The sequence below is a fragment of the Kribbella sp. CA-247076 genome (assembly GCF_050942445.1).
Lineage (GTDB): Bacteria > Actinomycetota > Actinomycetes > Propionibacteriales > Kribbellaceae > Kribbella.
In genome coordinates this window covers 2221984-2240187 of record NZ_CP192051.1, presented here as the reverse complement: position 1 = coordinate 2240187, position 18204 = coordinate 2221984, and the positions used below count along the sequence as shown (strand labels likewise).

The window sequence follows — 18204 nt, the reverse complement described above, 5'->3', positions numbered from 1 at the left end:
GTCAGGGCTGGGTGGCCGACTTGCCGGTCAGGTAGAGGGCCCAGGCGAGGAGGCCGAAGGCGACCGTGCTGAGCACGGTCCGGACCAGGTTGAACGACCGCCACCGCGCCTCGTCGAACGCGGCCCGGGCGGCGGCGACGTCGATCGTGTCCGGGTCGCCGGCCGCCTTGAGCGCGTCGTTCAGGGGGACGTTGACCGCGATCGTCACGATCACCGTGATCAGGTACAGCACGAACGCCACCGCGATCCAGGGCAGCGCCTTCTCCTTCAGGCTGAGCAGACCGGCCAGCAGCGTGAACACCAGCGCGCCGAGGAACCCGAGGCCGGTGAACAACGGGTTCAGGATCGCCCGGTCGATCGACTGGAACGCACCCACGAAGGTCTTGTCGTCGACGGTGGCCAGCCCGGGCATGATGGCGTTCGAGAAGATCGCGTAGATCCCCGCCATCAGGCCCGTCGTCATCGTGGCCGCCAGCAACGAGGCCACCCGCAGTCCGTTCATCTCACCCCTCCAGTCGGCGGGACCGTCCCGCACGGAAAAGCTATGGCACTGGGGAGTGCACGGACATGTCGCCGAGGCTCACAACCATGTCCGCGAAACTCACAACCGCGAGCACTGACCGGTTCGGGGCCCGGACACCTGGTTCGGCGCCTGCAGGTTGACCGGCGCCGGCGCGTTCCCTGAGCAGCTCAGCGGGCCACCGACCGTGTTCCCGGCCAGTACGGCGGCATCCGCCGTACGCGACCTGGTCACAGAGACCGGTCCGTGGACGGTGGTCCCGACCGCGACCAGGCTCCGGGTCACCCCGTCGGCGCTGACAGGCCCGTCGACGCGGCTCCGTAGCAGGTGCAGCTCGGCCGCACCCTCCGCCCGGACCGGACCCGTCACCCGGCTGTCCGTCGCCACCACCGACGCACCCGCGCCGACCAGGACCGGACCCTTGATCGTCGCGCCGACCAGGCAGGTCACCCCGGCTCGGACGAAGACCGGGCCGTTCCGGACTCCGGTGATCGTCGTCGTGCAAGCCGGGGCCGGCCGCAACAACGTGACCGCGAACCGGCGCGGCGTACCGAGGTTGCCGGAGGCATCGATGGCGCGGTACTCGACCAGGTGGCGGCCGTAGCCGGGCGGTACGTCGTCCCAGGGCACCACCCGCGGGACGCCGAGCTTGCCGTAGACGAGGTGGTCGATCTCGGTCCCCTCGGCGGTGAACCGGTACGGCGCGGACGCGTCCGTCGGCCAGCCGAAGTAGTTGAACCAACCGTCGCCGTTCACCCGGAACTCCGGGACGACGTACCCGGCGCTGTCGTCGGTCGCGGCCAGGCCCATCGTGAACGCGTCGTTGTAGATGTACTCCGGCCCGGTCGGCTTCTCGATCCGCAGCAGGGGCTTCGACAGCGTCGACGTGACCACCGGCTCCACCCCGTCGACCGACCAGGTGAGGGTCTCGCTGCCCGTGGTCGCCGTCAGCGTGTGCCGTCCGGTCAGCTTCAACGGCTCGAGGTCGAGGTCCCGGTCGTTGCCCGGGTTCGCGACCGGCTTGCCGTCCAGCTGCCAGGTGATCGGCGGCTGCGCGGTATCGGACTGCGTCGTCTCGGCGTACACCACCTCGTCGGCGCTGACCGGGTGCTCGGTCGACGTCGAGCCGGTGAACTCGACCGGCTCGTCCGACGGCGTCGCCGTGAGGGTGCTGTCGACGGTCCACGAGCGGGACGCGGTCGGGCGTACGGCGGGATCGCGGATGAACGGCGTCGGGTCGACGATCGTCGCCGTCAACGTGTGCGGACCGGGTGCGAGATCGAGTGTGGACAGGTCGACGGCCCGGCCGTCCGCGGTCGGCAGCGTCGTCCCGTCGAGCGTCCAAGTGACGTCCAGCTCATGGCTGACCGGGTGGAGGGTCTGCAGCCAGACGACCTGGTCGGGAGCCACCGGGCCGGCCGGCGTACTCCCCTGGAACAGCGAGGCCCGGGACGAGATCCGCTGGGTCATCCGCTCCCGGGAGACCTGGTCGAAGTAGTAGCCGAGGGTCTTCATCATCGAGTGCCGGCTCGGCCGCCACACCCCGGAGCCGGCGTACATGCCGCCCTCGTAGCGGCCGATCGTGCCGCCCGACTCGGACGGCTCGCCGAGCCAGCGGAACCACTTCCGCTGCTGCGCCAGCATCTGCTGCTCGGTCAGCAACGTGTGGTGGATCGAGGACGGTTCGGGTCCTTCGTACGGCGCTCCGCGGTCGCCGCGGGCGTAGTAATCGTACTCGTCCTGCAGGCCGCCGAGCGAGTGGCCGAGCTCGTGCGGGGTGATCAGCGCGGACAGCGCGTTGCCACCGGAGGCGGTCGCGTACGTCCCGCCGGCACCGCCGTACGTGTCGCTGTTGCCGATAGCAAGGATCTGGCGGTTCGCGGCGGTGGTGCCGGCCACCAGGTCGGCGTACTGCGTGGCCGCGGTCGAGCTGACCGTCAGCAGGCGCTGGACGCTGTTCGGGTTGCAGCCGCCCCAGAACCCCATCTGCAGCGGGGTGTCGACCGTCGGCGAGGTCAGGTCGGGGTCGCAGTCGACACCGCTGGCCGGCGACGGGATCTCGACCGCGTAGACGTTCAGGTAGTTCCGGTACGACTTGAACGGCTCGATGCTCCAGAGCACGTTCAGGTGCTTGTCCACCTGCTCGCGGAACTTCGGCAGCTCGGCCGCGGTGTACCCGTCGCCCATCACGACCAGGTTGAAGCGGGACTCCGCCGGCCCGGTCACCTGGAGCGGGACCACGGTCGCCGCGGCGTCCGCCGTACCGGCTCCGGTGCCGGCTCCGGCTCCGGCTCGGCCTCCGGCTCCGGTGCCGGCGTCCGTACCGGCTTGGGCGGCGACCGGCAGGCCGGCGAAGACCGCCGCCACCACTCCGAGCACCGCGGTCAGTTGTGCTGTCCTCACGAGACCTCCCCAGCCGGGCGACACTGGCGTCAGCAGCTTACGGAGGGGAACCGGGAAGTGTCAGGAGTTCACGCGTGCCGGACCACACGGCAAATGCGGCCGCCGTGCGGCATCATGAGCACTCGGGGAACGTGAGGAAAGGACATCGATGACGGAACCGGCACAGTCGCCGCGGCCCGACCCGGACCGGGTACCACCCGTGGACGACGCCGGCGACGGCGATGGCAAGGGCATCTACTGGGTGCTGAAGCATGTGCTGATCGGTCCGCCGGTCAAGCGCGTCTTCCGGCCGAACGTGGTCGGCGGCGAGAACGTCCCGCAGCACGGGCCGGCGATCATCGCCAGCAACCACCTGTCCTACGCCGACTGGATCTTCATGCCGCTGGTGCTGCGCCGCCGGGTCACGTTCGTGGCCAAGTCGGACTACTTCACCGGCGAGGGGATCAAGGGCCGGTTCCAGCGCGGGTTCTTCAAGGGCACCGGCCAGGTGCCGATCGACCGGTCCGGCGGCTCGGCGTCCGAGGGCGCGATGCGGGCCGGGATGAAGGTGCTCGAGCGCGGCGAGCTGTTCGGCATCTACCCCGAGGGCACCCGCTCGCACGACGGCCGGCTGTACAAGGGCCGGACCGGTGTCGCCCGGCTCGCGCTGGAGGCGAAGGTGCCGGTGATCCCGTGCGGCGTGATCGGCACCGACAAGGTCGCGCCGCCCGGCAAGATCGTCGCCTCGATGGCCTCGCCGACGATCAAGTTCGGCGAGCCGCTGGACTTCTCCCGGTACGAGGGGATGGAGGGCGACCGGCTGATCCTGCGGGCCGTCACCGACGAGATCATGTACAAGATCATGGAGCTGTCCGGCCAGGAGTACATCGACATGTACGCCACCAAGGCCAAGCAGCTGGAGGGCCGCGCGGTCACCGGCGCCCCGAAGAAGGTCCGCAAGTCGGACACCTGATCCGTGTCGTGAGACAGGGTGGGTCTACGCTGGGAGATCGTGGACGGACCGATCGCTTACCAGGGTGAGCCAGGCGCCAACTCGGCGATGGCGTGCACCGACATGTACCCGGACCGCGAGCAGCTGCCCTGTACGACGTTCGAGGACGCGCTGGAGGCGGTCAGCACCGGCCGCGCCGGGCTGGCGATGATCCCGGTGGACAACTCGATCGCCGGCCGGGTGGCGGACATCCACCACCTGCTGCCGGAGTCCGGGCTGCACATCGTCGGCGAGTACTTCCTGCCGATCCACTTCCAGCTGCTGGGCGTCCCCGGTACGTCGATCGACCGGATCCGGACCGTCCGCAGCCACGTGCACGCCCTCGGCCAGTGCCGCAAGATCATCCGCGAGCACGGCTGGGCCACCGTCGTCGCCGACGACACCGCGGGGTCCGCCCGCGAGGTGGCCGAGCTGGCCGACCCGACCGTCGCCTCGCTGTCGCCACGGGCCGCCGCCGAGCTGTACGGCCTGAAGACGCTGGCGAGCGACGTCGAGGACGAGCACCACAACACCACCCGCTTCCTCGTGCTGTCCCGCGAGCCCGACGTACCGCCGGTCGGCTCCGGCCCGGTGATCACCAGCTTCGTGTACCGCGTCCGGAACGTGTCCGCCGCGCTGTACAAGGCGCTCGGCGGGTTCGCGACCAACGGCGTGAACATGACCAAGCTGGAGTCGTACCAGCTCGGCGGCATGTTCTTCGCCACCCAGTTCTACGCCGACATCGAAGGCCACCCCGACGAGCCGAACGTCGCCCTCGCCCTCGAGGAACTCGCCTTCTTCTCGGTCGAGGTCCGCCTCCTCGGCGTCTACCCCGCCCACCCCTTCCGCGCCCAAATAGCCGAACCCGCCGCCAACCGGGCCCTCCGCCCCCACCACTGACCCCTGCGGAATTCGGGGGCGCGGCCGAGCTCTGAGGTCTAGGGTTCGGCGGGTGCGGATTGTGGTGGTGGATGGGCGGGATCGTGACGTGTTCGCGCGGTTCTTCCAGGTGCGGGAGGCGGTGCGGCGGGCGGAGCTGGCGTATCCGGTGGGGATGGGGCTCGAGGAAGCCCGGGTGTTGATGGCGGGGACGCATTCCGACGTACGGGCGGACGGGTTGGGGCTGGTCGACGGGGATCGGTGGGTGGGGATCGCCTGGCTGGACTGGTGGTTGCGGGACAACACGCGGACCGTGGACGTCGAGATCGCGGTGGACCGGGAGTATCGGCGGCGTGGGGTGGCGACGCGGTTGCTGGAGGCCGTGATCGAGCGAGCGCAGGCCGAGGGGCGTGAGGTGCTGTCCGGCTTCGACCTGACCGGCGATCCGGTCACCGGTGACAGCGCGGGTACGGCGTTCGCGGCCGCGCGCGGCTTCGACCGCAAGCACGCGGAGCTGCACCAGGTGCTCGAGCTGCCCGTGCCGGACGAGCAACTCGGGTTCCAGCCCGTCACCGGCTACGAGCTCGTCCAGTGGCGTGAGCACGCGCCCGAGGAGTGGCTCGAGCAGTTCGCCGACCTGCTCAGCTGGATGTCCGAGGACGTGCCGCACGGCGATCGCACGGTGGAGGCGACGCGCTGGACGCCGGGCCTCGTCCGTGAGGCCGAGGCCCGGCGAATCGCGCAGGGCCGGTTCACGTACACGACCGCCGCGGTCCACACTGCGTCCGGCGAGCTGGCGGCGTACACACAGATGGGCGGCACCCCGGAGAGCCCGGGCCGGCTGAACCAGTACGACACCTACGTACGCCGTTCCCACCGCGGCAACCGTCTCGGTCTCGCGGTCAAGGCGCCCAACCTCCGCGCGATCCAGGCGGACCGCCCGCAGCCGGCCGCCCTGCACACCTGGAACGCCCCGGAGAACGGCCCGATGATCGCGGTCAACCACAGGCTCGGCTTCCGTCCGGTTGCGCAACGGACCCTGTGGGAGCTCCGGATCGGGAACAATACGTAGCCAGCGGACGACACGACGGAGGCGCCGGTGAACGAGAACAACGGGTGGCCCCAGCCGCCGAGGCGTGAGCCGCCCGGCTACCAGCCACCGGGCTACCAGCCGAGTCCGAGCCTGCGCACGACCGCGTACGACGTGTGGCCCGGTCTCCCGTCGCCCGGACAGGCCGCCCGGCCCCGCGGCAACCTCCTCGCCCTGGCGTTCGTCGTCGGCCTGTTCGCGTTCTTCATCGCCGACGCCGTCCCGGGCGGCCCGAACGCGGTCGTCACGTTCTTCGTCGCCACCGCCGCCGTCCTGGTCCTCTTCCTGCTCGCGGTCGCCGTCGCCGTGCTCGTGAGGCGGGTCCGGGCGACCGGGCTGACGTCGTTCGCCCCGGTCCCGGGTCAGCGCGTGGCACCGATCGGCCCGGCCACGGCGGCAGCAGCAGAGGTCGAGTACGAGATCTCAGCGGCGCTGCCAGGGTCGAGGCAGTACTTCCTGCAGGTGGTCGACGAGCTCCTGGCCGCGCTCGACGTCATGCCGGAGTACGAGGGCCGTGAGCTCGAGGAGAGCCTGCTCAGGTTCGCGACCACCGCGGACCTCGGCGATCTCGTCGAGCTGATCGAACGGCGGCGGCTCCCCGCGATCCAGCAGTTCGTGCGGCTCGCGGAGCAGCTCACCAAACCGCAGTTGCGCTATCTGGCCGTCGTACTCAAGGCCCGGAAGGTCCTGCGGTGATCGACGATCTGGGCAAGCTGCTCGACCGGGTCTCGTCCCCCGCGGACCTGGCCGTCATCCTGCTGGCCGGCCCGCTGGCGTACGTGCTCGACGCCGGCCTGGACGTCGTCGGCTTCCTGCCCGCCGGGTACGTCGCCATCGCGGCGGCCTCCGTCGCGCTCGGAGTCAAGAAGCTGGTCGAGCTCCGGCTCGGACGGCGTGGACAGGTCTCCACCCTCGCGCGGGCGAAGGCCTTGCGTGAGCATCTCGCCGCCTACGCCGCCCCCGACCACCTGCTCACGTTCCTGGACGCGGAGATCGCCCTTCGCCAGCGCGGCGCCACCACGGACGAGGACCTGGAGAGCGCGGTCAGCAGCTGCCTGACGCAGTACCGCGGGTGGAATCTGACCGAGCGCAGCGATGCGGGGATATCGCGCGGGGAGCGTTAGTCTGGTAGGCGCTCTGATCCCGACCGGAAGTACCCATGACTGTCGAATCGCTGTTCCCGCGCCTGGAGACGTTGCTGCCGGGAGTGCAGAAGCCGATCCAGTACGTCGGCGGTGAGCTGAACTCGGTCAGCAAGGACTGGGACTCGGTGAGCGTCCGCTGGGCCCTGATGTACCCGGACGCGTACGAGGTCGGCCTGCCCAACCAGGGCGTCCAGATCCTGTACGAGGTGCTGAACGAGCGCGACCACATCCTCGCCGAGCGGACGTACTCCGTCTGGCCGGACATGGAGCAGGTCATGCGGGACCACGGCATCCCGCAGTTCACCCTGGACAGCCACCGGCCGGTGCGCGCGTTCGACGTACTCGGGCTGTCGTTCTCGACCGAGCTCGGCTACACGAACATGCTGACCGCGCTCGACCTGGCCGGCATCCCGCTGTACGCCGCCGACCGGACCGACGAGGACCCGATCGTGCTGGCCGGCGGGCACGCCGCGTTCAACCCGGAGCCGATCGCCGACTTCATCGACGCCGCCGTCCTCGGTGACGGCGAGGAGATCGTGCTGGCCATCTCGGACGTGATCCGGGAGTGGAAGGACGAGGGCCGCCCGGGCGGGCGCGACGAGGTGCTGCTGCGGCTGGCGGCGTCCGGCGGCGTCTACATCCCGAAGTTCTTCACGGTCGAGTACCTGCCCGACGGCCGGATCAAGCGGGTTGCGCCGAACCGTTCCGGTGTCCCGTGGCGGACGGCGAAGCACACGGTGATGGACCTGGACGCCTGGCCGTACCCGAAGAAGCCGCTGGTCCCGCTGGCCGAGACAGTGCACGAGCGCTACTCGGTGGAGATCTTCCGCGGCTGCACCCGCGGCTGCCGGTTCTGCCAGGCGGGCATGATCACCCGGCCGGTGCGCGAACGCAGCATCACCACGATCGGCGACATGGTCGACAACGGGCTCAAGCAGTCCGGGTTCGAGGAGGTCGGGCTGCTCAGCCTGTCGTCCGCCGACCACAGCGAGATCGCCGACGTGGCCAAGGGCCTGGGCGACCGGTACGAGGGCAGCAACGTCTCGTTGTCGTTGCCCTCGACAAGGGTCGACGCGTTCAACATCACGCTGGCCAACGAGTTCTCCCGCAACGGCCGGCGCAGCGGCCTGACCTTCGCCCCCGAGGGCGGGTCGGACCGGATGCGCAAGGTGATCAACAAGATGGTCACCGAGGAGGACCTGATCCGCACTGTCGCGGCGGCGTACAGCCACGGCTGGCGGCAGGTGAAGCTGTACTTCATGTGCGGCCTGCCGACCGAGACCGACGAGGACGTGCTGGCGATCGCGGACCTGGCCAAGAAGGTGATCGCGACCGGTCGCGAGGCGGCCGGCCGGCGGGACATCCGCTGCACGGTCTCGATCGGCGGGTTCGTGCCGAAGCCGCACACGCCGTTCCAGTGGGCCGCGCAGCTCGGCGCCGAGGCGACCGACGCCCGGTTGTCGAAGCTCGCGGCCGCGATCCGCTCGGACAAGAACTACGCCAAGGCGATCGGCTTCCGCTACCACGACGGCAAGCCGGGCATCATCGAAGGCCTGCTGTCGCGCGGCGACCGCCGGGTCGGCCGGGTGATCGAGCAGGTGTGGCGCGACGGCGGCCGGTTCGACGGCTGGAGCGAGCACTTCTCCTACGAGCGCTGGGTCGAGGCGACCGAGAAGGCACTGGCCGGCGAGCCGGTCGACCTGGCCTGGTACACCACCCGCGAGCGCGAGTACGCCGAGGTCCTGCCGTGGGACCACCTCGACTCCGGCCTGGATCGCGACTGGCTGTGGGAGGACTGGCAGGACGCGCTCGAGGAGGACGGCGCGATCGAGGTCGACGACTGCCGCTGGACCCCGTGCTTCGACTGCGGCGTCTGCCCGCAGATGGGCACCGAGATCCAGATCGGCCCCACCGGCAAGAAACTCCTCCCCCTCTCCGTCGTCTGACCCCGGCCGTCGCCCGAGCCCTGGCCGTCGTCGGCGCGGTGACGGCGTGCGCTTGAACGGATATCCCCCCGGCTTGCCGGTTCTCCCCTCTTGATAAGGCGGGAGAACCGGCAAGACCACGGGTTATCCGGTCAAACGTCAGTTGCAGTGGTACGTCGGGGTGGGGGTGGTCTCGGTCTGGTCCTGCCAGTGGGCGACTCCGATGTAGTAGCCGCAGCCGGTCCCCTCGTCGAACCAGGCTCCGCCACCGGAGTAGGCGTACGTCTCGGCGACGGTGGTGAACGGGCCGGACGCGCTCGGGCCCTTCTGGAGCTCGACCCGGACCTCGGTCACGCTGTTCGAGCAGCCTTCGAGGCCGACCGCGACGTACAGCATCAGTGCGCTGTAGCCGACGGACTGCCCCGTCACCAGGTCACAGGCCTGCGCGCCGGTCGTCGACGCCTGCGCCGGCGTTCCTACCATCAGTCCGGCAGCGGCCGCCGCGGTCGCGGCCACTGCGCCAACAAGCTTCCTCATAGGCGTTCCCTCCGGTTGGAAACTTACAGAGGGTCAGCACGATAGGTCAGTCAGTTACCGGCGTCGACCCTTTCGACCCTACCGACAGAAGCAGCTCGCTGAGCAAGAGCTGGTCAGCGCTGCCCAGAACCAGGTCGGCCCGAGCCACCGCGGCCTCGGTCACGAACGAGTTCGGGATCGCGACGGCGTACATCCCGGCCGCCTGCGCCGCCGCGACCCCGTGCGCGGTGTCCTCGACCGCGATCGCCTCCGCACCTGGTACGCCGAGACGTCGCAGAGCCAACTCGTAGATCGCCGGATCAGGCTTGTGGGTGGCCACCTCGTCGCCGGTGACGAGCTCGTCGAACAGGTCGAGCGCGCCGACCCGCTCAAGGTGACCGCTCACCCACGGCCGCGGCGAGCTGCTCGCGATCGCGACCATCAGCCCCAGCTCGCGCGCGGACTCGGCCCACTCGCGGATCCCGGGCCGGAAGTCCAGCTCCGCGTGCAGGCTGTCGCGGTGCGCGGTCCGGCGCGCGTGACTGGCGGCTCGGTCGAACTCGGCGCCGACGGCCGCGGCCAGCAACTCGTACCGCGTCTCGGTGACGTCGCCGCCGTGCCCGGGCCAGAAGGTCTCGAGGTCGAGCTCGAGTCCGTGGTGCGCCCACTCCGACCGCCAGCTCTCCACCATCGTGGTCTCGGTGTCCATCAGCAGCCCGTCGAAGTCGAACACCACCGCCCGCATCGGCGTCGGCACCAGCCGGACAGCGAGCCGGTGAATCTCGGCGTCGGTCAGCCCACACGCCGTCAGGTAGGCGCGCGCGCCGCCGTACTCGCGCTGCACGTGCTCCAGCGAGCTGAGGATGGTCTCGGGTTTCGAGCGGGCGAGCTCCGCGCCGTCCTGCAGGCCGAGCCGCACCTCACTGATCGCGTAGTCCGCCGCGATCACGTTCCGCGGCACACCGACCAGCTCCAGCAGCAGCGCGATCAGCAGACCCGTCCGGTCCTTGCCCGCGCGGCAGTGGACGACGACCGGCTGGTCCACCGGCGCCGCGACGACCGCGCGGAACGCCTTCGCGATCTGCGCCTTGTTGCGGTCCAGGCTGCCGCGGTAGATGTCGACGAGCAGACGCTCGGTCTCGGCGTCGCGCAGCACCTCGGCGGCCGGGTCGATCCAGGGGATCCGCTGGTACGACGCCGAGCCGTCGAGCAGATGCGGTCGCTTCAGCTCCCAGTCGGACCGCAGGTCGAGCACCAACCCGGCGCCGGCGGCAACGAACGCGGTCCGCCCGTCGTCGTCCAGGTTGTCCGGCGAGTCGGTCCGCAGCACGGTCCCGCTGCGCGTCGGTACGCCGTACCGGGTCGGAAGTCCGCCGATGTCACGCGCGTTCAGGCATCCGCTCCACACGCGGTCAGCTTAGAACAACACCTCCGAGCGACTCGAAGTCCTTCCACGTGCCGTCGAACGCCTTGTGGTGCAGGGCGGAGTCCGTCCCGACCGCGAACACGTCGATGCGGCCGGGCCCCCACGACACCACCGAGCCGGCCGGACGCGGCCGGGTCGTGACGGCGCCGACCGGCTCGAGCCAGCCGGCCAGGGCGGCCACGTTCATCCGCAGGATCTCGGCCGCGAGGGCCCAGTCGAGGAAATTCAGCGTGTCGGTCGCGGTGTGGATGTGCCCGTTCGCGCTGTCCGCGCCCTCGATCGTCAGCAGGGCGGGGATCCCGGCGTTGATGAACGGCACATGGTCGCTCGCGAACGGGTTCAGTGAGGTCTCCACCTTCAGCCCGGTGTACGTCGCGGCCGCGGTCGCCAGGTCGGCCATCAGCCCCGACGACACCTGAGCGCCTTCCAGCAGCACGGTCGGGACGGCGGTGTTCTTGCTCGCGATCATGTCCATGTTGAGGACGGCGCGGATCCGCGACCGCTCGGCCGGTGGCAGCGAGGCGACGTACTGCTTGCTGCCGAACAGCCCCTGCTCCTCGCCGCCGAACAGGATCAGCCGGACGTCGTGCTTCCACGACCGCGTCGACAGCAACCGGCCCAGCTCGAGTACGCCGGCCGAGCCGCTGCCGTTGTCGTCCGCGCCGGGGGCGGTCGCGGCCGGACCGCCGGGATGGTTGATCGAGTCCAGGTGCGCGGTGATCAGCACGACGCCACCACCTCCGCTGCCCGGCCGGTCGCCGATCAGGTTGTGCGACTGACCTCCGCCGACGGTCACCGTCGTCCGGGCGATTCCGTAGCCGAGGGCAACCATCCGGTCGGCTGCGAAATCCATCGCGGTGGTGAAGGTCGGGCTGAGCGAGTGCCGGGTCGGCAGGCTCGCGAGCTCCGTCAGGTCGGCCTGGTACGACGCCGGCGACAGCTCACCGACGAGGTCCGCGACCGCCGGGTCCACCCTGGCCGCGGTCGGCGCGGGTACGTCGACGACCGTCGTACCGGCGCGCAGCGGCTCGACCCGCCAGTGGTTGTTCGACCGGCGGCGTGGCTTGTCGGCGGACGAGATCACCAGGTGCCGGCCGTGGTCGAGCAGCGGCGTGACGTCGGGGTAGTCGTCCTGGAAGCTCCGGCCGACCTGCGTGACGAGCAGCAGGCCGGGTGCGGTCCGGGAGGCCCGGCCGAGGCGTTGATCGGCCGGGACCCAGAGCAGGGTCTTGTCCCCGAACCGGGCCGACCGCGCGCCACCGGCGGCATCGGCGGTCGGGACGACGAGGTAGCGCACAGGTGCGTTCATAGGTCAGGTCCAGATGATCTCGAGACGGTCGGGCTCGGCGGTGACGATGCGGCCGGCGCCCGGCTGGTTGTCGTCGGAGTCCCGGGTGATCCGGCCGGTGGCGTCCCACCGGCCGGCCGGGCGGGCCTCGGGCGCGTCACCGCGGCCGATCGCCCAGTCCACCCAGGTGCCGTCCGGGCGGAACTCGACCCCCCGCCGGCCGCGGGCCGGCGGGAAGGCGAAGTCGTCACGGCGGTAGACGCTGACCCCGTCGTGGTCCTCCTCGAAGGAGTGCGTCCACCGCCCCGGCGTGTGTCCGGTCAGCTCAGCACCACCTGTTCGATCGAGGCCGGCGTCTCCGGGACGGTGACCTTGAAGTCGCTGATGATGCCGCCGAGCGGCTCGTACCCGGTGAGCGACGGTCCCCACGCGGACCCGTCGAACCACTTGTGGTACAGCTGCTTGTCGGTGCCGGTGACGAACACGTCGAGCCGGCCCGGACCCCACGAGACGACCCGCGGCTCGTCGGTGCAGACGCCGCCCAGGTACTCCCAGTCGGTGACGCCCGGTCCCCACGCGGACCCGTCCCACCACTTGTGGTACAGCGCGGAATCCGTGCCGAGCACGAACACATCGAGCCGGTCGGTGTCCCACGAGACGACGGTCGGCGCCGTCGTACAGATGCCGCCCATGTACTCCCAGCCCGACCACGCCGAGCCGTCCCACCACTTGTGGTAGAGCGCGGAGTCGGTGCCGAGGACGAACAGGTCCAGCCGGTTCTCACCCCAGGCGACCACGCGCGGCGGCGAGGCGCAGACTCCACCGAGGTACTCGTAGCCGTCGGCCGACGGTCCCCAGTTCGAGCCGTCCCACCACTTGTGGTACACCGCGTTGTCGGTCCCGAGGACGAACACGTCCAGCCGGTTATTGCCCCAGGCAACGACCTCGGGCGGGCTCATGCAGATGCCGCCGAGGTACTCGTACCCGGTCAGCGACGGTCCCCAGTTCGAGCCGTCGAACCACTTGTGGTACAGCGCGCGGTCCGTGCCGAGGACGAACGCGTCCAGCCGGTCCGGCCCCCAGCTGGCCAGCCGCGGCGGGCTCATACAGACACCGCCCATGTACTCGTACCCGGTCAGCGACGGTCCCCAGCTCGAACCGTCCCACCACTTGTGGTACAGCGCGTGATCGGTGCCGAGGACGAACGCGTCCAGCCGGTCCGGCCCCCAGGACGCGACTTCAGGAGCACTCATGCAGATACCACCCATGTATTCGTAGCCGCCGACGGACGGTCCCCAGGCCGAGCCGTCCCACCACTTGTGATACATCGCCAGGTCGGTGCCGAGGACGAACGCGTCCAGCCGGTCCGCGCCCCAGGCCACCACCGAGCCGGCCGGTTCCGGCGTACCCCCGCCGCCGGCCGATCCGGCGATCAGACTCGACCGCACGGTGTCCAGACAGGCCTCCATCCGGGCCACCTGGTCGTCGGTGAACATCACCATGCCGCGGTCGTCGGTGTAGTCCATGTAGTCGTAGAACAGGTCGCCGTTCGGCCCGTTGTTGCAGGTCACGTGCGGGAACGTCGGTACGCCGAAGTTCGGGCCGGCCTGGTTCGGGGTGTCCGCGACCTCGTCGCTGCCACTGCACCCGGAGCCGTCGTCGCCCCAGATGTGGAACAGGTTCAGGTAGTGCCCGATCTCGTGGGTCGTCGTCCGGCCGAGGTCGAACGGCGCGGCCGCCGTACCGTTCGTGCCGAAGCCGCTGTGCAGGACGACCACGCCGTCGGTCTCGGCCGGGCCGCCCGGGAACTGCGCGTACCCGAGCAGGCCGCCGCTCAGCTGGCACACCCAGATGTTCAGGTACCGGTCGGCCGGCCACGGGTCGTGGCCGCCGGTCGCCGACGACTTCACCTGGTCGTCGGAACCGAATCCGTTGACCGTCGTCTGCGTCCGGGTGACGCCCGTCGTCGGGTTGCCGTCCGGGTCCTCGGTCGCCAGGTAGAACTCGATCCGCGCGTCCGCGATCAGGTCGGTGAACGCGGCAGGCACGATCCCGAGGTCGGCGTTCGTCGCCCGGAAGTCGTGGTTCAGCACGGCGAGCTGGCTGTCGATCTGGGCCTGCGAGATGTTCTGCGCCGGGGTCTTCCAGACCACGTGCACGACGCAGGGGATGCGGGCGATCCCGGCGAAACGTTGCTGGCGGGCCACGTAGTCCGAGGTCGCGTTCTCGAGGGCCGACCGGGCGGCGGCGTACTCCGGTGACGTCGACAGCAGCCGGCGGTGGACGTCCATCACGCCGCACTGCCGCCGGCTCGGCGTCTCGGTCCGTCCGTCCGATCCCGTTCCACCCATCCCGGCACCGCCGGCCTGGCCGCCGCCGCTCATACCGGCACCGCCCGCCTGTCCGCCACCGCTCATCCCCGCGCCACTACCTTGGCCGCCGCTCATCCCCGCGCCACTACCTTGGCCGCCACTCATGCCTGCGCCACCGCCTTGGCCGCCGGTCATACCCGCGCCACCGCCTTGGCCGCCGGTCATGCCGGTGGCACCGCCGGCGCCGCCGCCGCTCATGCCGCCCGGCATGGTCCCGGCCGGTGCCGCGCCGCCGCCCGTCCCGGTCGCGGACATCCGGCCGGCCGGCATCCCGTTCGCCGCCGGCATCCCGTTCGTGGACGACCTCCCCGGCTGCTCACCCGGCATCCGGTAGTCGTCGTCGCGGTGCTTCCCCGCTCGCCCGTTCGCCTTCCTCGGCATCTCTCCCCCTTCCAGGCGGGGGCGATCAGACAGGTCGGGACCACCCGGGATCCCGGATCGACACGGCTCCCCAGCCCACCCCTCGATCGAAGACGGTCCTCCCCGCCTTCCCCCGCCGAACAGCCTGCCCCCAAGTCACTGCTCTGCGTTCACCTTCCACCCATCACCGCACGCGCACAACCCTTCGCCACCAGGCAGTGAAATTCCCCCCAACTTCCTTGCCCCGTTGAAGAATTGCTTGAAGTCTCAAGGGCAGCTGCGTCGTCTGCCGGGGGTCAGGTGAGGTGGGCGAGGAGGAGGGGGTTGATGGTGTCGGGGTGGGAGTAGGAGACCAGGTGGGCGGCGTTCTCGATGATCTCGAGATGGGCGCCGGGGATGGCGGAGGCGAGCGGGATGACGGTCTCGGGTGGGACGGACTCGTCCTGCTCGGTGGTGACCAGGAGGACGGGTGCGGTGATGTCCTTCAGGCCCGGTGTGAGGTCCGTCGTACCGAGGGCCTCGCAGCAGGCGGCGTACCCCTCGTCGGGGGTGTCGAGGAGTTGCTCGCGCACCGGGTCGAGGTCGTCGAAGCCGGGCAGGAACCAGCGGCCGAGAGTCAGCTCGGTGATGGCCTGGGTGCCTTCGGCGCGGACCTTCGCGGCGCGTTCGGTCCACATCTGGGCGTTCTCGGCAGGGTTGCACGGCGGGCAGAGCAGCGCGAACCGGTGGAACCGGTCGGGCGCGTTCTCGGCCAGCCAGAGGCCGACCGCGCCGCCGAGCGAGATGCCGACGTACGACGCCTGGTCGGCGCCGAGGGTGTCGAGCAGCTCGAGGATGTCGCCGCCGAGGTCGTCGATCGTGTACGGACCGGCCGGCACCTCGGACTCACCATGGCCGCGGTGGTCGAACGCGACCACCCGGAACCGCTCGGACAGTACGCCGGTCTGCGGCGCCCACATCGCGTGCGTCGTCCCGAGCGAGGACCCGAGCAGAACCACGGGCGCGTCGGCGGGACCGGTCTCCACGTAGTTGAGTCGCATACGCCCACCCTACGGACGCCGTCAGCGGTAGAGGGCCAACGCGCCTGTCAGTGAGTCGATGACGGCGCGCGGACCGTAGAGCGCGAGACCGAGGTACTCGACGTCTTCGGCCTTCGTCCCGCTCAGCGTGGCGGACATCTGCTCGTAGGTCCGGGCGCGTTGGGCGATCTGGTTCATGTCGTGCACGGTCACGGTGTCGCGGGCGGCGGCCTGGGCCCGGAGGTCGTGCAGTTGTCCGGCCGAAGCCCGCAGTACCGGGATCGGGTGCGCGCACATGCCCGTGTGCGGGTTGCCGGAGGCGTCCCGGGTGTCCGGGCCGACCACGTTGTCGTGATGGTGGCCGAGGCCGACACCGAGCAGGGCGGCCGTGTTCAGGGCGACGCCGAGCGGCGCCTCGGCCGCGATGACCACGACCATCTTGTTCGTCAGCACAGCGACGAAGCTAGCCTGCTGCACGGGATCATGCCGATCGGTCCGAACATCGTTCGGCGGATCTGCGAAACTTCCCGCTATGGACGAACTTGATACGGCGCTGCTCGGGATGCTCCAGAACGATGCACGCCGGACCAACCGGGACATGGCGGCCGAGCTCGGCGTCGCGCCGTCCACGTGTCTGGAGCGGATCCGCGGCCTGCGCGACCGTGGCGTGATCAGCGGGTACCACGCGGAGGTCGACCTGCGCGCGATCGACCGGTCCACGCAGGCGATCATCTCGATCAAGCTCCGCCCGCAGGCGATGGCGGTGGCGACCGCGTTCCAGGACTACGTCAACCAACTGCCGGAGACCCTCGCGATGTTCATGGTGTCGGGCGCGTCCGACTTCCTCGCCCACGTCGCGGTCAAGGACACCGAGGCGCTGCGCGACCTGGTGCTCGCGCTGGCCAAACGGCAGGAGATCGCGGACATCCGCAGCTCGGTCGTCTTCGAGCACCACCGGCGGACGACGATCATGCCGCTGACCTCACCATCCCAGCGCTGACAGCTTCGCGGGGTTCGCCTGGATCCGGATCTCGGCGATCCGGTCGCCGTCGATCACGAGGTGGAGCACGTGCCGGTACCCCGGCACCCGCACGTCCAGCGCCGGCCCGGTCACCAGCTCGAGCGGTACGACGCTCAGCTCGCGGTCGTCGTAGATCCGGCGGAAGAACGTCGCGACCTGCTCCCGGCCGACCAGCGGCTTGCGGGCGATCCCGCGCTTGCCGCCGCCGTCGCTCCACTCGTGCACCGACTCCTGGAGCATCGCCTCGAGCCGGGCGAGATCGCCGTCCCGCGCCGCCGCCACGAAGTCGAGCAGCAGCCGCCGCTGCTCCGCCGGCGTCGGCTCGAACCGCGGCCGGTCGCGGTCGAGCGCCGTACTCGCCCGCTTGTGCAGTTGCCGGCAATCTTCCGCGGACCGGCCGAGGATGTCCGCGATCTCATCGTACGGGAGCTCGAACGCCGTCCGCAGTACGTAGACCGCGCGTTGCGGCGGGGTGAGCCGCTCCATCAGGTGCAGTACGGCGAGGGACAGGTCGGAGGTGTCGACCTCGGCGAACGGATCCGAGGGCGCCGGCTCGGGAAGCCATTCGCCCTGGTAGCTCTCCCGCCGGGCCTGCCGGGTCCGCAGTACGTCGATCGCCAGCCGCGTCACCACCCTGGTCAGGTAGCGACGCGGCTCGACCACCGTCGCGCGGTCGACGCCGGACCAGCGGACGTACGTCTCCTGCAGCACGTCCTCGGCGTCGTGCCAGCTCCCGAGCAGCCGGTACGCGAGGCTCACGAGCATCCCGCGCGCCGACTGGAACTCGGGCAGGGTGCTGGTCAAGCGGCGAGCACCGGCTGCTTCCGGCTCGTCATGATCAGACGGTTCCACAGGTTGATGGTGCCAACCGCGAGGAGCACGCTGACCGCCCCCTCCTCGCCGAAGTGCTCGACCACGCCGGCCCACACCTCGTCGGGTACGCCGCGCTGGCTGATGTGAGTGACCGCATCGGTGAGCGCCAGAGCCGCCCGCTCCCGCTCGTCGTACAGGGCCGACTCGTTCCAAGCGGCCAGTCCGAACAGGCGCTGCGAGCTCTCACCGTCCTTGAGTGCGTCTGTGGTGTGCATGTCCACGCAGAACGCGCACCCGTTCACCATCGAGGCGCGCACCTTGATCAGGTAGAGCACGGTGTGGTCCAGAGCTCCCTGAACGTACTTCTCCAGTCCGAACACGGCCCGGAAGCCGGCCGGAGTCGCAATGCTGAGATCGAATCGCTGTTCCATACCGACACGACGGTCCGCGGCCGGAC

The 18204-nt window shown here is 70.4% G+C and carries 18 protein-coding genes; 7 read left to right on the top strand and 11 right to left on the bottom strand.

The features are described from left to right. Position 1: 1 nt before the first annotated feature. Entirely contained in the window at positions 2-502 is a 501-nt protein-coding gene (locus ACQPYZ_RS10845; protein WP_433167328.1) for a DUF1772 domain-containing protein, read from the bottom strand. A gap of 99 nt (positions 503-601) precedes the next feature. Beyond that, the gene (locus ACQPYZ_RS10840; RefSeq protein ID WP_433167327.1) at positions 602-2923 is read right to left on the bottom strand and encodes a M64 family metallopeptidase; all 2322 of its coding nucleotides are present in this window, start codon (positions 2921-2923) and stop codon (positions 602-604) included. Between the two features lie 148 nt (positions 2924-3071). Here ACQPYZ_RS10840 and ACQPYZ_RS10835 point away from each other — a divergent pair, with 148 nt between their 5' ends. The 6 genes from ACQPYZ_RS10835 to ACQPYZ_RS10810 are packed head-to-tail and all read left to right on the top strand — an operon-like array spanning position 3072 to position 8953. Further along, on the top strand, positions 3072-3875 hold the full coding sequence (locus ACQPYZ_RS10835) for a lysophospholipid acyltransferase family protein (protein ID WP_433167326.1): 804 nt from the start codon (positions 3072-3074) through the stop codon (positions 3873-3875). Positions 3876-3914: 39 nt separating this feature from the next. Further along, positions 3915-4793, top strand: coding sequence for a prephenate dehydratase (locus ACQPYZ_RS10830; RefSeq protein ID WP_433167325.1), 879 nt, complete (start codon positions 3915-3917; stop codon positions 4791-4793). Between the two features lie 52 nt (positions 4794-4845). Continuing rightward, the gene (locus tag ACQPYZ_RS10825) at positions 4846-5844 is read left to right on the top strand and encodes a GNAT family N-acetyltransferase (RefSeq protein ID WP_433167324.1); all 999 of its coding nucleotides are present in this window, start codon (positions 4846-4848) and stop codon (positions 5842-5844) included. Positions 5845-5871: 27 nt separating this feature from the next. Beyond that, positions 5872-6558, top strand: coding sequence for a hypothetical protein (locus ACQPYZ_RS10820; RefSeq protein ID WP_433167323.1), 687 nt, complete (start codon positions 5872-5874; stop codon positions 6556-6558). Continuing rightward, the gene (locus ACQPYZ_RS10815; RefSeq protein WP_433167322.1) at positions 6555-6986 is read left to right on the top strand and encodes a hypothetical protein; all 432 of its coding nucleotides are present in this window, start codon (positions 6555-6557) and stop codon (positions 6984-6986) included. The genes ACQPYZ_RS10820 and ACQPYZ_RS10815 overlap by 4 nt, the downstream gene beginning before the upstream one ends. Before the next feature lie 35 nt (positions 6987-7021). Next, positions 7022-8953, top strand: coding sequence for a TIGR03960 family B12-binding radical SAM protein (locus ACQPYZ_RS10810; RefSeq protein ID WP_433167321.1), 1932 nt, complete (start codon positions 7022-7024; stop codon positions 8951-8953). Between the two features lie 138 nt (positions 8954-9091). On the opposite strand, the gene ACQPYZ_RS10805 is transcribed toward ACQPYZ_RS10810, so the two are convergent. The 7 genes from ACQPYZ_RS10805 to ACQPYZ_RS10775 form a co-directional block, all read right to left on the bottom strand. Next, on the bottom strand, positions 9092-9469 hold the full coding sequence (locus tag ACQPYZ_RS10805; RefSeq protein ID WP_433167320.1) for a hypothetical protein: 378 nt from the start codon (positions 9467-9469) through the stop codon (positions 9092-9094). 46 nt (positions 9470-9515) lie between these two features. Next, entirely contained in the window at positions 9516-10856 is a 1341-nt protein-coding gene (locus ACQPYZ_RS10800; RefSeq protein ID WP_433167319.1) for an HAD-IA family hydrolase, read from the bottom strand. Between the two features lie 4 nt (positions 10857-10860). Continuing rightward, the gene (locus ACQPYZ_RS10795) at positions 10861-12183 is read right to left on the bottom strand and encodes a M20/M25/M40 family metallo-hydrolase (protein WP_433167318.1); all 1323 of its coding nucleotides are present in this window, start codon (positions 12181-12183) and stop codon (positions 10861-10863) included. Between the two features lie 3 nt (positions 12184-12186). Then, complete coding sequence (locus ACQPYZ_RS10790; RefSeq protein ID WP_433167317.1) at positions 12187-12345, bottom strand: hypothetical protein; 159 nt, start codon at positions 12343-12345, stop codon at positions 12187-12189. A 137-nt stretch (positions 12346-12482) separates the two neighbouring features. Then, the gene (locus tag ACQPYZ_RS10785; protein ID WP_433167316.1) at positions 12483-14915 is read right to left on the bottom strand and encodes a M43 family zinc metalloprotease; all 2433 of its coding nucleotides are present in this window, start codon (positions 14913-14915) and stop codon (positions 12483-12485) included. A gap of 275 nt (positions 14916-15190) precedes the next feature. Continuing rightward, a complete protein-coding gene (locus tag ACQPYZ_RS10780) occupies positions 15191-15934 on the bottom strand; it encodes an alpha/beta fold hydrolase (RefSeq protein WP_433167315.1) in 744 nt (247 codons plus the stop codon). Between the two features lie 21 nt (positions 15935-15955). Continuing rightward, positions 15956-16366 (bottom strand): DUF2000 domain-containing protein, encoded by a 411-nt coding sequence (locus ACQPYZ_RS10775; protein ID WP_433167314.1) that lies wholly within the window; start codon positions 16364-16366, stop codon positions 15956-15958. Between the two features lie 79 nt (positions 16367-16445). On the opposite strand from ACQPYZ_RS10775, the gene ACQPYZ_RS10770 reads away from it, so the two are divergent. Further along, positions 16446-16913 carry an Lrp/AsnC family transcriptional regulator gene (locus tag ACQPYZ_RS10770; RefSeq protein WP_433167313.1) on the top strand — a complete coding sequence of 156 codons (468 nt, stop codon included), beginning with the start codon at positions 16446-16448 and terminating at the stop codon, positions 16911-16913. Here the strand turns inward: ACQPYZ_RS10770 and ACQPYZ_RS10765 are convergent. After that, the gene (locus ACQPYZ_RS10765) at positions 16896-17786 is read right to left on the bottom strand and encodes a sigma-70 family RNA polymerase sigma factor (RefSeq protein WP_433167312.1); all 891 of its coding nucleotides are present in this window, start codon (positions 17784-17786) and stop codon (positions 16896-16898) included. The two genes, ACQPYZ_RS10770 and ACQPYZ_RS10765, sit on opposite strands and share 18 nt — an antisense overlap. After that, positions 17735-18178 carry a carboxymuconolactone decarboxylase family protein gene (locus ACQPYZ_RS10760; RefSeq protein WP_433167311.1) on the bottom strand — a complete coding sequence of 148 codons (444 nt, stop codon included), beginning with the start codon at positions 18176-18178 and terminating at the stop codon, positions 17735-17737. Before ACQPYZ_RS10760 ends, ACQPYZ_RS10765 begins: the two co-directional genes overlap by 52 nt. Positions 18179-18204 lie beyond the last annotated feature (26 nt).

Coding starts and splice junctions, on each gene's coding strand:
- ACQPYZ_RS10845 (WP_433167328.1), bottom strand. CDS start 502: ATGAACGGACTGCGGGTGGCCTCGTTGCTGGCGGCCACGATGACGACG.
- ACQPYZ_RS10835 (WP_433167326.1), top strand. CDS start 3,072: ATGACGGAACCGGCACAGTCGCCGCGGCCCGACCCGGACCGGGTACCA.
- ACQPYZ_RS10810 (WP_433167321.1), top strand. CDS start 7,022: ATGACTGTCGAATCGCTGTTCCCGCGCCTGGAGACGTTGCTGCCGGGA.
- ACQPYZ_RS10805 (WP_433167320.1), bottom strand. CDS start 9,469: ATGAGGAAGCTTGTTGGCGCAGTGGCCGCGACCGCGGCGGCCGCTGCC.
- ACQPYZ_RS10795 (WP_433167318.1), bottom strand. CDS start 12,183: ATGAACGCACCTGTGCGCTACCTCGTCGTCCCGACCGCCGATGCCGCC.
- ACQPYZ_RS10785 (WP_433167316.1), bottom strand. CDS start 14,915: ATGCCGAGGAAGGCGAACGGGCGAGCGGGGAAGCACCGCGACGACGAC.
- ACQPYZ_RS10780 (WP_433167315.1), bottom strand. CDS start 15,934: ATGCGACTCAACTACGTGGAGACCGGTCCCGCCGACGCGCCCGTGGTT.
- ACQPYZ_RS10770 (WP_433167313.1), top strand. CDS start 16,446: ATGGACGAACTTGATACGGCGCTGCTCGGGATGCTCCAGAACGATGCA.
- ACQPYZ_RS10760 (WP_433167311.1), bottom strand. CDS start 18,178: ATGGAACAGCGATTCGATCTCAGCATTGCGACTCCGGCCGGCTTCCGG.